This is a genomic window from Streptomyces sp. NPDC012825 (genome assembly GCF_042900925.1).
Taxonomy (GTDB): domain Bacteria; phylum Actinomycetota; class Actinomycetes; order Streptomycetales; family Streptomycetaceae; genus Streptomyces.
This window is the reverse complement of record NZ_JBIBBZ010000001.1, coordinates 428,424-441,444: the sequence shown is the minus strand read 5'-3', so window position 1 is coordinate 441,444 and position 13,021 is coordinate 428,424. Positions and strand designations below refer to the sequence as shown.

General features: G+C 73.4%; 10 protein-coding genes. 3 read left to right on the top strand and 7 right to left on the bottom strand.

The window, feature by feature from the left end; translation table 11 throughout:
• Positions 1-5: 5 nt before the first annotated feature.
• Both ACFY7E_RS02260 and ACFY7E_RS02255 read right to left on the bottom strand, forming a co-directional pair.
• Positions 6-2,522, bottom strand: a complete 2,517-nt coding sequence (locus ACFY7E_RS02260) for a protein kinase (RefSeq protein ID WP_389479746.1) — start codon at positions 2,520-2,522, stop codon at positions 6-8.
• A gap of 274 nt (positions 2,523-2,796) precedes the next feature.
• The gene (locus tag ACFY7E_RS02255) at positions 2,797-4,503 is read right to left on the bottom strand and encodes a glycerol-3-phosphate dehydrogenase/oxidase (protein WP_389479744.1); all 1,707 of its coding nucleotides are present in this window, start codon (positions 4,501-4,503) and stop codon (positions 2,797-2,799) included.
• Between the two features lie 324 nt (positions 4,504-4,827).
• Between ACFY7E_RS02255 and ACFY7E_RS02250 the strand changes: the two genes are divergently transcribed.
• Positions 4,828-6,069: a nucleotide sugar dehydrogenase gene (locus tag ACFY7E_RS02250; protein ID WP_389479742.1), complete on the top strand. Its 1,242-nt coding sequence runs from the start codon at positions 4,828-4,830 to the stop codon at positions 6,067-6,069.
• 123 nt (positions 6,070-6,192) lie between these two features.
• A complete protein-coding gene (locus ACFY7E_RS02245; protein WP_389479740.1) occupies positions 6,193-6,684 on the top strand; it encodes a hypothetical protein in 492 nt (163 codons plus the stop codon).
• 70 nt (positions 6,685-6,754) lie between these two features.
• Here ACFY7E_RS02245 and ACFY7E_RS02240 read toward each other — a convergent pair whose 3' ends face one another.
• From ACFY7E_RS02240 to ACFY7E_RS02225, 4 genes are all read right to left on the bottom strand, one after another.
• The gene (locus ACFY7E_RS02240) at positions 6,755-7,879 is read right to left on the bottom strand and encodes a GuaB3 family IMP dehydrogenase-related protein (RefSeq protein ID WP_383446799.1); all 1,125 of its coding nucleotides are present in this window, start codon (positions 7,877-7,879) and stop codon (positions 6,755-6,757) included.
• 105 nt (positions 7,880-7,984) lie between these two features.
• Positions 7,985-9,487, bottom strand: a complete 1,503-nt coding sequence (gene guaB / locus ACFY7E_RS02235; RefSeq protein ID WP_383446796.1) for an IMP dehydrogenase — start codon at positions 9,485-9,487, stop codon at positions 7,985-7,987.
• A gap of 210 nt (positions 9,488-9,697) precedes the next feature.
• On the bottom strand, positions 9,698-10,300 hold the full coding sequence (locus ACFY7E_RS02230; protein ID WP_383446794.1) for a sigma-70 family RNA polymerase sigma factor: 603 nt from the start codon (positions 10,298-10,300) through the stop codon (positions 9,698-9,700).
• A 245-nt stretch (positions 10,301-10,545) separates the two neighbouring features.
• Positions 10,546-11,157, bottom strand: coding sequence for a response regulator transcription factor (locus tag ACFY7E_RS02225; protein WP_003948568.1), 612 nt, complete (start codon positions 11,155-11,157; stop codon positions 10,546-10,548).
• 432 nt (positions 11,158-11,589) lie between these two features.
• Between ACFY7E_RS02225 and ACFY7E_RS02220 the strand changes: the two genes are divergently transcribed.
• The gene (locus ACFY7E_RS02220) at positions 11,590-11,922 is read left to right on the top strand and encodes a WhiB family transcriptional regulator (protein ID WP_389479737.1); all 333 of its coding nucleotides are present in this window, start codon (positions 11,590-11,592) and stop codon (positions 11,920-11,922) included.
• Between the two features lie 128 nt (positions 11,923-12,050).
• Here the strand turns inward: ACFY7E_RS02220 and ACFY7E_RS02215 are convergent, their stop codons facing one another.
• The gene (locus ACFY7E_RS02215) at positions 12,051-12,944 is read right to left on the bottom strand and encodes a LysR family transcriptional regulator (protein WP_383446789.1); all 894 of its coding nucleotides are present in this window, start codon (positions 12,942-12,944) and stop codon (positions 12,051-12,053) included.
• Positions 12,945-13,021 lie beyond the last annotated feature (77 nt).

Sequence of the window (13,021 nt, the reverse complement as noted above, 5' to 3'; positions counted from 1 at the left end):
ACCGGTCAGTCCTTGGGGCTGAACGTGGCGAACGCCGTCTCCCGCAGGGTCCGGCACTCCTCGCCGTTCCACTCGTCCGCCGCGCAGCTGACCATGATGGAGTAGCCGCGCCCGGTGTCCGCCTTGAAGCCGCGGTTGAGCACGTGGACGCGCACGCCCTTCTGCGTGCGCTCGAACTCCCAGTCGGCGACGGTCGGATAGCCCTTGTACGAGACGGTCCTTATGCCGAGGTGCCTGTAGTCCTCGCTGGTGGCGGCCACGCCGATCTTGGCCAGTTCCCAGGCGCTCGCCGCGTTGTCCTTCGGGCTGTCGTTGTAGTCGACCTGGACGCGCGGGAAGCCGCCGTTCTCGCTGAAGATCCCGCCGAGGGCGTACCCCGGGATGGTGCTCAGCCCGAAGGACGAGGGCATGGCCATGGAGAAGTGGAAGCGGTCGCTGGTGACGAGGGCGTATCCGGCGGGCAGCCGGCCGCCGGTGCCGCCGTCGGGCGTGCCGGACGGCGTGGCGCCCTGCCCGCCGTCCGCCGTCCCCGTGGAACCCGTCGAACCCGTCGCGCCGTCGGTGCCCGCCGAGCCGTCGGCGCCGTCGCCGCCGGGCTGCGCGCCGCCCTGCTGGCCGGGGTCGGACGGGGTCTGGCCCTTGCCGCCGTCGGAGCCGTCCGCGCCGCCGGAGCCGTCACCGCCCGCGGAGGCGCCGGCCGACGCCGTGGTGCCCTCCTTGCCCTGGCTGCCCTCGTCCCCGCCGCCGAGGGAGACCGCCAGGATCGTCCCGAGCAGGGCGACGACCACGACCGCGGCGATGATGACCAGGGTGCGGCGCGGCACGACGTCGGTCAGCGGCGCGCGGGCCGGGGCCTGCCTGCCGCCGCCCCGGACCGGCGCGGGTCCCGGGTGCGGCGCGGTCCTCGGCCTCGGCTCGGCCTTCGCGGAGGCCGCCGCGTTGCGCACGGACTTCAGGGCGCCCCGCACCCGGTCGGCGGCCGCGTCGGGGGCCCCGCCCCGGGCGCCCGCCGGGGCCGCCGGGGCCTGCTCGGGGATCGGCGGCAGCGGTACGACCCTGGTGACCTCGGGGGAGGCCGGGGGCGCCGTCTCCGGGGCGTCGAGCACGGCCCGCAGCAGGACCCGGGCGCCGGCGTCGTCGAGGCGCTGCGCCGGGTCCTTGGCGAGCAGGCCGTAGATGACCTTCTCCAGGTCGGGGCCCGCGTTCCTCGGCGGGTCGACGGGTTCGGTCATCACCGCCGTGAGGGTGGCGATGGCGGAGCCCTTGTCGTACGGCGGGCTGCCCTCGACCGCCGCGTAGATGAGGCCGCCGAGCGACCACATGTCGGCGGCCGGGCCGGGCTTGTGGCCGCGGGCACGCTCCGGCGAGATGTACGAGGGGGCGCCGACGAGCATGCCGGTGGAGGTGATCGAGGGGTCGCCCTCCACCTGGGCGATGCCGAAGTCGGTGAGGACGACCCGGCCGTCCTCGGCGATCAGCACGTTGGACGGCTTCACGTCGCGGTGCAGGATGCCCTCGCGGTGCGCCGAACGCAGCACGTCGAGGATGGCGAGGCCGACCTCGGCGGCGCGCCGGGGCGTGAGCGTGCCGTCCTCGCGCACGGCGTCCGCGAGGGACTTGCCCTCGATGAGCTCCATGACGATCCACGGGCGGTCGTCCTCGTCGACGACGTCGTAGACGGTGACGGCGCCGTTGTTCCGGATCCGGGCGATGGCCTTCGCCTCGCGCAGGGTCCGGGTGATGAGGCGCCGCTTCTCGTCCTCGTCGATGCTGCCGGGGAAGCGGAGTTCCTTCACGGCGACGGTACGGCCGAGGGTCTCGTCGACGGCGCGCCACACGGTGCCCATGCCGCCGCGTCCGAGGACCGCGCCGAGCCGGTAGCGGCCCGCGAGCAGCCGTCCTTCGCCGGCGGGGGCCTTGCGGAGCCGGTCGCCGCCGCGCGCCGCACCGGTCGCGGCCGTCCCGCGACCGCCGTCGCCGTCCCCGGCGCCGAACCCGGCGCGCCCGGTCGACGGCTCGGTCCCCCGCAGCCGCCCGGCCGCACCGGCACCGGCCGCCGCGTCACCCGCTCCGGGCCCTGTCACGCCGTCGGTCCTCGGATCCCCGGCGCCCTTCACGACCGAGACGCCCGAAGCGGACTTCCCGCCCGCACCGCCGGAGACGGACCCGTCTCCCGAAGCGGCCCCGGATCCGGCGTCCGGCCCGGACCCGGCGTCCTGCCCGGACCCGGCCCCGGCGTCCGGTGCGGCCCCGGCATCCGTCGCGGACCCGGAATCGGCCCCGGCATCCGTCGCCGGCCTCGCGTCCTCGACGCTCTCCGCCGACCCGGCGGACCCGCCGCCCGGCTTCCGCTCCGCGCCGTCCTCCGGGGTCCGCGCACCCCGCTCGACCCGCGCGTCCTTCGCGTCCCGCTCCGGCTCACGCGCGGCCGGGACCGTTCCTCGGTCGCTGTCGGTCGCGGCCCCCGCGGCGTCCCGCCCGGGGTCCTTCGCCGTGTCCCGCGACTGCTCCGCCTCCGACATGCGTCCCCTCTGCGATCCCTGGTCTTCGCCGCGTCTGCCGCTTCCCGCGTGATGCGTTAACCCGCCCTGGAAGAGAGCCCATTGTCCCTCACCTCGGGACCGGCGGCGCCCCCGGGTCCGTACTCCGGGATGACGACGCCGCCGGGCGCCTCCCAGGTTCCCACCGGTATGCGGGCGACCCGGACGACCGGCGGGACCGGACGTTCCGTCAGTTGTGCACCGCGGTAGGAACGGAGGCGTCCACGGGCACACGCGCAGGAGCGTCCCGGCCCGGTCAGAGGGGTGCGATGTCCGGCGCCCCCAGCCGCGCGGCGTCCGCCGTCAGGTCGTCGGGCTGCCGCTGCGACTCGCGCTCGGCCTCCACCCGCTTCTCGTAGTGCTCGACCTCCTTGTCGATCTGGCGGGCGTCCCAGCCGAGGACCGGGGCCATCAACTCCGCGCACTCGCGGGCGCTGCGCGTGCCCCGGTCGAAGGTCTCGATGGAGATCCGGGTCCGCCGGGTGAGGACGTCGTCGAGGTGCCGGGCGCCCTCGTGCGAGGCGGCGTAGACGATCTCGGCGCGCAGGTAGTCGTCGGCCGCCGGGAGGGGTTCGCCGAGCCGGGGGTCCTCGGCGATCAGATCGAGGATCTGCTGCGTCAGGGAGCCGTACCGGTTGAGGAGATGCTCGATCCGCACGACGTGCAGCCCGTGCCGGGCGGCGATCCCGGCCCGCGCGTTCCACAGGGCCCGGTAGCCCTCGGCGCCGAGGAGCGGGGTGTCCTCGGTGACGCAGGGGGCGACGCGCTGGTCGAGGCCGTGGACCGCCTCGTCGACGGCGTCCTTCGCCATCACGCGGTACGTCGTGTACTTGCCGCCGGCCACCACGACCAGGCCGGGGACGGGGTGGGCGACGGTGTGCTCGCGCGAGAGCTTGCTGGTGGCGTCCGACTCCCCGGCGAGCAGGGGGCGCAGACCGGCGTAGACGCCCTCGACGTCGTCGCGGGTGAGCGGGGTGGCGAGCACCGTGTTCACGTGCTCCAGGAGGTAGTCGATGTCGGCGCTGGACGCGGCGGGATGGGCCTTGTCGAGGTCCCAGTCGGTGTCGGTGGTGCCGACGATCCAGTGACGGCCCCAGGGGATCACGAAGAGGACGGACTTCTCGGTGCGCAGGATCAGTCCGGTGGTGGAGTGGATGCGGTCCTTGGGCACGACGAGGTGGATGCCCTTGGATGCGCGGACGTGGAACTGGCCGCGCTCCCCGATGAGGGCCTGGGTGTCGTCGGTCCACACCCCGGTGGCGTTGACGATCTGCTTGGCCCGGATCTCGTACTCGGCGCCGGCCTCGACGTCCTGGACGCGCGCGCCGACGACCCGCTCGCCCTCGCGCAGGAAGCCGACGACCCGGGCGCGGCTGGCGGCCTTGGCGCCGTAGGAGGCGGCCGTGCGCACGAGGGTGGTGACGAAGCGGGCGTCGTCCATCTGGGCGTCGTAGTACTGGAGTGCGCCGACGAGGGCGCCCTTCTTGAGGCAGGGGGCGACGCGCAGGGCGCTCTGCCGGGAGAGGTGCCGGTGGACGGGCAGGCCCCGGCCGTGCCCGGAGGAGAGCGACATCGCGTCGTACAGCGCGACGCCCGAGCCGGCGTAGAACCGCTCCCAGCCCTTGTGCTGGAGGGGGTACAGGAAGGGGACCGGCTTCACCAGGTGGGGGGCGAGCCGCTCCAGGAGGAGGCCGCGCTCCTTGAGCGCCTCCCGCACCAGGGCGAAGTCCAGCATCTCCAGGTAGCGCAGGCCGCCGTGGATGAGCTTGCTGGACCGGCTGGAGGTGCCCGACGCCCAGTCGCGGGCCTCGACGATGCCGGTGGAGAGGCCTCTCGTGACGGCGTCGAGGGCCGTCCCGGCGCCGACCACTCCGGCGCCGACGACCAGCACGTCCAGCTCGCGCCCGGCCATGGCGACGAGCGCCTCGGTGCGCTCGGCCGGTCCCAGTGTCGCTGTCCTCACGTCTGCCGCCTCCCGTCGTTCCCCCGTCCTTCCCGCGCGCGGGCCTTCCCGCACACGGCTTCCCGCGCCCGGCTCCCGCACACACCCTCTCCCGCGAGCGAGCCGGGACCGTGCGGTCCGGCTCACAGCTCGATTCTGTCCCGCCCCGGCGAGTTCAGCCACCGCCTCGCCACCGACCTGTGGACAACACTCGGCGACCTGCGGCCTCCAATGCGACATAACGGTCATATTTACGCCTAGTCTGACATTGCGCGCGACCCGTTCCGCCCACCGGGCTTGCGCGTCGCGCCCCCTCCGGCTACTGGGAAGGACGGCCCACCCCCCATGCCCGCTGATCTCGCCGTCATCGGCCTCGGCCACCACGGACTCCCCCTCGCCCAGGCCGCCACCGCCGCGGGCGTCGACACCATCGGTTACGACACCGACCCGCGGCCCGCCGCCGAACTCGCCGCCGGCCGCTCCCCGGTCGACGGCCCGCTCACCGTCCCCGAGGTCCGCCGGATGCTCGCGGGGGGCTTCCGCCCCACCCACGACGCCGCCGAACTCGGCCGGGTCCGCACCGCCGTGCTCTGCGCCCCGACCCCCCTCGGCCCCGACCGGTCCCTCGACCTCACCGCCGTCACCGACGCCGCCCGCGCGCTCGCCACCCGGCTGCGCCCCCACACCACCGTCCTCCTGGAGTCCCCCGTCCCGCCGGGCACCACCGAGGGCCTGCTCCGCGACGTCCTCGAAACGGGCTCCGGACTGCGCGCGGGCCGCGACTTCCACCTCGCGTACTCCCCCGGCCGGCTCGACCCCGGCAGCCGCACCCGCGGCTACGCCGGCACCCCCAAGGTCATCGGCGGCCTCACCCCCGCCTGCACCGAGTCCGCCGCCGCCTTCTACGGACGCCTCACCGACAAGGTGGTACGCGCGCGTGGACCCCGCGAGGCGGAGACGGTCAAGCTCCTGGAGACCAACTTCCGGCACGTCAACATCGCCCTCGTCAACGAGATGGCGGTCCTCTGCCACGAGCTCGGCGTCGACCTGTGGGACGTCATCCGCTGCGCCGAGACCAAGCCCTTCGGCTTCCAGGCCTTCCGCCCCGGCCCCGGCGTCGGCGGCCACGGCGTCCCCGTCGACACCGTCGGCGCCCACCGCCCGCTCCGCCTCGTCGAACTCGCGGGCCAGGTCAACGAGCGCATGCCGGGATACGTCGTGCGGCGCGCCGCCGCCCTCCTCAACGAGCACGGGAAGTCGGCGCGGGGAGCCAGGATCCTGCTGCTCGGCATCACGTACAAGCCCGACCTGCCCGACCGGCAGGGCTCGCCCGCCGACGAGATCGCCCGCCGTCTGATGGACCTGGGCGCGGCCGTCAGCTACCACGACCCGCACGTCCCCGACTGGCGCGTCCGCGAACTCCCCGTCCCCCGCGCGGACTCCCTCTACGAGGCCGCCGCCCACGCCGACCTGACGGTCCTGCTCCAGCACCACCGCACCTACGACCTCCAGGGCCTGTCGGTGAAGGCCCAGCTCCTCCTGGACACCCGCGGCGCCACCCCGGCGGGCGCGGCCCACCGCCTCTGAGCCGACGACCGCCCGGCCGCGACGGCGGGTGGTGACCCCGGTGCCGGTGTCACGGCGGACTGCTAGTCTCCGGGCCTCTCGAACGCGCGCTCGCGCGTTCCGTTCCCCGGGGGGATCCACCGCATGAGCCAGTCCGTTCCGCCGTCCGGCAACCCGTTCGCCGAGGGCGCCGCGCCGCAGCCCTACCCGGCGGCGCCGCCGCCCGCGCCCGTCCGCGACAACGTGGGGCTCGGCCTGCTGGCCGCGTTCGTCGCGGCCCTCGTCGCCGCCGCGGCCTACGGCGGCATCGCCGGCGCCGTGGAGCGCGAGATCGGCTGGGCCGCCGTCGGCGTCGGCTTCCTCGTCGGCCTCGCGGCCGGCAAGGTCGGCGGGGCCAGCCCGGCGCTGCCGGTGGCCGGCGCCGTGCTCTCGCTCGGCGCGGTCTACCTCGGCGAGCTGATCCTCCTCGCGATCATCGGCGGCAAGGAGCTGGGCGTCCCCGCCACCGAGCTCTTCTTCGACCACTTCGACGTGATCACGGCGGCGTGGAAGGAGGGCCTGGGCCCGCTCACCTTCCTGTTCTTCGGCCTCGCCGCCTTCGCCGCGTTCTCGGGCGCCAAGAAGGCCGCCCGGTAACCGCGCGGGCATACGGAGAGGGGCCCCGCACCACCCGGTGCGGGGCCCCTCTCCGTACGTACGGAAGCGGTCAGCGCTTGTGCTGCGCGTCCGCGACCGTGACCTCGACGCGCTGGAACTCCTTGAGCTCGCTGTAGCCCGTGGTGGCCATCGCGCGGCGCAGGGCGCCGAAGAAGTTCATCGAGCCGTCCGGGGTGTGCGACGGGCCCGCGAGGATCTCCTCGGTGGTGCCGACGATGCCCAGGTCGACCAGCTTGCCGCGCGGCACGTCCTCGTGGACGGCCTCCATGCCCCAGTGGTGGCCCTTGCCGGGCGCGTCCGTGGCGCGGGCCAGCGGGGAGCCGATCATCACGGCGTCCGCGCCGCAGGCGATGGCCTTCGGCAGGTCGCCGGACCAGCCCACGCCGCCGTCGGCGATGACGTGCACGTACCGGCCGCCGGACTCGTCCATGTAGTCGCGGCGCGCCGCGGCCACGTCCGCGACGGCGGTCGCCATCGGGACCTGGATGCCGAGCACGTTGCGGGTGGTGTGCGCGGCGCCGCCGCCGAAGCCGACCAGGACGCCCGCGGCGCCGGTGCGCATCAGGTGCAGGGCCGCGGTGTACGTGGCGCAGCCCCCGACGATGACCGGGACGTCCAGCTCGTAGATGAACTGCTTCAGGTTCAGCGGCTCGGCCGCGCCCGAGACGTGCTCGGCGGAGACCGTGGTGCCGCGGATGACGAAGAGGTCCACGCCGGCGTCGACGACGGCCTTGGAGAACTGCGCGGTGCGCTGCGGGGAGAGCGCGGCGGCGGTGACGACGCCGGAGTCGCGCACCTCCTTGATGCGCTTCCCGATCAGGTCCTCCTGGATGGGGGCGGAGTAGATCTCCTGGAGGCGGCGGGTCGCGGTGGCCTCGTCCAGCTCCGCGATCTCGTCGAGCAGCGGCTGCGGGTCCTCGTACCGGGTCCACAGGCCTTCGAGGTTCAGGACGCCCAGGCCGCCCATCTCGCCGATCCGGATGGCGGTCTGCGGCGAGACCACCGAGTCCATCGGAGCGGCCAGGAACGGCAGCTCGAACCGGTAGGCGTCGATCTGCCAGGCGATCGAGACCTCCTTCGGGTCCCGGGTGCGCCGGCTGGGCACGACGGCGATGTCGTCGAACGCGTACGCCCTGCGGCCGCGCTTGCCGCGCCCGATCTCGATCTCAGTCACGATGTGTGGCCTTTCCCTCTACGTCTGCGCCTACCAGTATCCCCGACACACGTGGGAGGGGCGGTTCCGGCCACATCCCGGAACCGCCCCTCACCCTCGCGCGCGTTACTTCCTGCTGTAGTTCGGCGCCTCGACCGTCATCTGGATGTCGTGCGGGTGGCTCTCCTTGAGGCCCGCCGCGGTGATCCGCACGAAGCGGCCCTTGGACTCCATCTCCGCGACGGTGGCCGCGCCCACGTAGCCCATGGTCTGGCGGAGGCCGCCGACGAGCTGGTGCAGGACGTTGGAGAGCGGGCCCCGGTAGGGCACCTGGCCCTCGACGCCCTCGGGGACGAGCTTGTCGTCGGAGGAGACCTCGGCCTGGAAGTAGCGGTCCTTGGAGTAGGACCGGCCCTGGCCGCGGGACTGCATGGCGCCGAGCGAGCCCATGCCGCGGTACGACTTGAACTGCTTGCCGTTGATGAAGAGCAGCTCGCCGGGCGACTCCTCGCAGCCGGCGAGGAGGCTGCCGAGCATCACGGTGTCGGCGCCGGCGGCCAGCGCCTTGCCGATGTCGCCGGAGTACTGGAGACCGCCGTCGCCGATCAGCGGGACGCCGGCGGCGCGGGCCGCGAGGGAGGCCTCGTAGATGGCGGTGACCTGCGGGACGCCGATGCCGGCGACCACGCGGGTGGTGCAGATCGAGCCGGGGCCAACGCCGACCTTGATGCCGTCGACGCCGGCGTCGATCAGCGCCTGCGCGCCGTCGCGGGTGGCGACGTTCCCGCCGATCACGTCGACGTCGACGCTCGACTTGATCTTCGCCATCCAGCTCAGGGCGTTGCTGTTGTGGCCGTGCGAGGTGTCGACGACCAGGAAGTCGACGCCGGCGGCGGCGAGCGCCTGGGCGCGCTCCAGGGCCTCGGGGCTGGCGCCCACGGCGGCGCCGACGAGCAGGCGGCCCTCGGAGTCCTTGGCGGCGTTCGGGTACTTCTCCGCCTTGACGAAGTCCTTGACGGTGATGAGGCCCTTGAGGACGCCCGCGTCGTCGACCAGCGGCAGCTTCTCGATCTTGTGGCGGCGCAGCAGCTCCATGGCGTCGACGCCGGAGATGCCGACCTTGCCGGTGACCAGCGGCATCGGCGTCATGACCTCGCGGACCTGGCGGTCGCGGTCGGTCTCGAAGGCCATGTCGCGGTTGGTGACGATGCCGAGCAGCTTGCCGTCGGGGGTGGTGACGGGGACGCCGCTGATGCGGAACTTGGCGCACAGCGCGTCCGCCTCGGCGAGGGTCGCCTCCGGGTGCACCGTGATGGGGTCGGTGACCATGCCGGACTCGGAGCGCTTGACCAGGTCGACCTGGTTGACCTGGTCCTCGACGGACAGGTTGCGGTGGAGCACGCCGACGCCGCCCAGCCGGGCCATCGCGATGGCCATGCGGGACTCGGTCACCTTGTCCATCGCCGCCGAGAGCAGCGGGATGTTGACGCGGACGTTGCGCGAGATGCGGGACGAGGTGTCGACCGCGTTCGGGAGGACCTCGGAGGCTCCCGGCAGCAGCAGCACGTCGTCGTAGGTCAGCCCGAGTGTCGCGAATTTGTCGGGCACTCCGTCGACGTTGGCAGTCATGACACCTTCCCAAATGGCCTTGATCGGTGCGGGATGTCCATGCTAACGGGCCCGAGCGGTGTCTCATTCCACGACCAAGATCAGCGGGCGGCTTTGGACGTTCGCACGTGTACGGAAGGGACGACGGGAGCCGTCGGGGCTTACCATCCGGCCGGGGTCGGCGGGACGGCCCGAGGGGGGCGGCGATCGGAGCGGATCGATCGGGGCGGACTACTGCTCCGCCAGCGCGCGCAGTCGGCTGAGGGCGCGGTGCTGGGCGACCCGGACGGCGCCGGGGGACATGCCGAGCATCTGCCCGGTCTCCTCGGCGGTGAGCCCGACGGCGACCCGGAGCACGAGCAGCTCGCGCTGGTTCTCCGGGAGGTTGGCGAGCAGCTTCTTGGCCCACTCGGCGTCGTCGCTGAGCAGCGCCCGCTCCTCGGGCCCGAGGGAGTCGTCGGGCCGTTCGGGCATCTCGTCGGAGGGCACGGCCGTGGACCCGGGGTGCCGCATGGCGGCCCGCTGGAGGTCGGCGACCTTGTGCCCGGCGATGGCGAAGACGAAGGCCTCGAAGGGCCTGCCCGTGTCCTTGTAGCGCGGCAGCGCCATGAGGACGGCGACGCAGACCTCCTGGGCGAGGTCCTCGACGAAGTGGCGGGCGTCGCCGGGCAGCCGGTTGAGGCGGGTGCGGCAGTACCGCAGGGCGAGCGGGTGCACGCGCGCGAGGAGGTCGTGCGTGGCCTGCGCGTCGCCGTCGACCGCGCGGTGGACGAGCGCGCCGATCTCTCCCCGCCCGGCAGGCGTGGGGGACCCCGCGGTCTCGTCGTCGCGCATCGCTCCATGGTGCCCCGGCGCTTCCGCGTCCGTGGCACCGCGTCCGTAGTTGTGCACCGAAGCGTTATGAGTAGGTGCGCCGGCACTCATCTCCCGCGCCCTCCCCTCCCGCTCGATCGACTCGTCCCCGAGGAACTCCACGTCTCAAGGATGCGTCATCCGGCGGGGAAGTGACACAAGCCCACCCCGTCCACCCCGCGACGGACGCGGACGGAGGACGGGGATACGGCGGGTGACCTGCGGTGTCAGCGAACCAGGCCCCAGCGGAAGCCGAGCGCGACGGCGTGGGCGCGGTCCGAGGCGCCCAGCTTCTTGAAGAGGCGCCGGGCGTGGGTCTTGACCGTGTCCTCGGAGAGGAAGAGCTCGCGCCCGATCTCGGCGTTGGACCGGCCGTGGCTCATGCCTTCGAGGACCTGGATCTCGCGCGCGGTGAGGGTGGGCGCGGCGCCCATCTCGGCCGAGCGGAGGCGGCGCGGGGCGAGCCGCCAGGTCGGGTCGGCGAGCGCCTGGGTGACCGTGGCCCGCAGCTCGGCGCGCGAGGCGTCCTTGTGCAGGTAGCCGCGGGCACCCGCGGCGACCGCGAGCGCGACGCCGTCGAGGTCCTCGGCGACCGTGAGCATGATGATCCGGGCGCCGGGGTCCGCCGAGAGCAGCCGGCGGACGGTTTCCACGCCGCCCAGGCCGGGCATGCGCACGTCCATAAGAATCAGGTCCGAGCGGTCCGCGCCCCAGCGGCGGAGGACTTCCTCGCCGTTGGCCGCGGTGGTCACGCGCTCGACGCCGGGCACGGTCGCGACCGCCCGGCGGAGCGCCTCTCGGGCAAGCGGGGAGTCGTCGCAGACGAGGACGGATGTCATGCCTGACCTCCGCGGCTCTCGCAGCTGTTGCGCGTCACCTTGAGCCTCCAGGGCTGTACGTATCGTCACCTGTGCGGTCGACGCTCTCGGACACCTGCCCGATCGCTTGTTCCGCCAACCGCCTCCGCACTCTCAACGACGGTCACTCGAAAGAGTTACGGGTCGGACGGCAGGCTTCGGCACTCTACGTGAGGGGCCGTGCGCGGAGAAGAGCGACGCGGCCGTTCTGTCGCGAGATCAAAAGCTATGCACCATTTAGCGGGATTTCTTCCCTTTTCGCGGTGTCTGTGGCTAGATTCGCAATGAGTCATATTTACATCTACTTAGACAGTAGGTGTAACGACCCGACCTGTCGGGGACGGAAGGACCCCGGCCGTCAGCCATCCACCCGCCCACCTATCCGTTCGACACGGTTTCAAGGGGACAAGCGCAATGGCAGATTTCTCCCGCCTTCCCGGACCCAACGCCGATCTGTGGGACTGGCAGCTGCTCGCGGCCTGCCGCGGGGTCGACAGCTCCCTGTTCTTCCACCCCGAGGGAGAGCGCGGCGCGGCACGGAGTGCGCGTGAGAACTCGGCGAAAGAGGTCTGCATGCGGTGCCCGGTGCGCGCGGAGTGCGCGGCACACGCACTCGCCGTGCGGGAGCCCTACGGCGTCTGGGGCGGCCTCACCGAGGACGAACGCGAGGAACTCATGGGGCGCGCCCGCAACCGTCTGATCACGACGGCCCCCACGGCACCGACGAACGCGCCGTCGTCCATGTGAAGGAACGTTTCTTCGAGTAGTCGGGGAACGCACGAGAACCGAGACGCCGAGAGCCCGGACACGAGAACCGGGAGCCGGGAACGGCAACGCCCACCGCGCCCACGCGCGTGAGGGCACCGCGCAGGTGCCTACGCGCGCGTGGCGGCGCGCGTCAGCTCGTCCAGCGTGGCGGCGACCGCCGGGACCTGCGCGAGGTCCGGCAGGGTCAGGGCCACGATCTCCCGCTCCACGGCCGGCTCCACGGCCACGGTCCGCGCACCCCTGGGCCGTACGGACTCGATGGCGAGGGCCGGCAGGACGGCCACGCCCAGGCCCGCCCCCACCAGGCCCACGACGGCCGGGTAGTCGTCGGTGGCGAAGTCGATGCGGGGCGTGAAGCCCGCCTCCTCGCAGACGTCCACGAGCTGGCGGCGGCAGCGCGGACAGCCCGCGATCCAGGACTCGTCCGCCAGCTCCCCGATGCCGACCGGGCCGGACCCGGCGAGCCGGTGCCCCTCGGGGACCAGGCCCACGAGCCGGTCGGCGAGGAGCGGGCGGACGACGAGGTCGTCCCACTCGGCCCGCCCCGCCCCGTACCGGAAGGCCAGGGCGATGTCGCAGTCCCCCTCGCGGAGCATCTCGATCGAGCGGGGCGGCTCGGCCTCGACGAGGGAGACCCGGGTGCCGGGGTGGGCGGCCCGCAGCGCGGCCAGGGCGGTGGGGACGAGGGTGGAGCTGCCGCTCGGGAAGGAGACCAGGCGGACCCGGCCCGCGCGGAGGCCGGCGATGGCGGCGACCTCCTCCTCCGCGGCGGTGAGCCCGGCGAGGATGCCGGAGGCGTGGCGCACCAGGACCTCACCCGCCTGGGTGAGGCGCATCTCGCGGCCCGTGCGGATCAGCAGCGGCGTGCCGGCGGAGGCTTCGAGGGCCTTCATCTGCTGGCTGACGGCGGGCTGGGTGCAGCCGAGTTCGCGCGCGGCGGCCGAGAAGGAGCCGGTGGCGGCGACGGCCCGCAGGACGCGGAGGTGGCGTGCCTCGATCATGCGCTCCAGCATAAGCGAGTCTTGGGAAGGGAAGCGAATATTGCCGAAAGCCTTTGAGAGGTACCCGTGAGACCTCC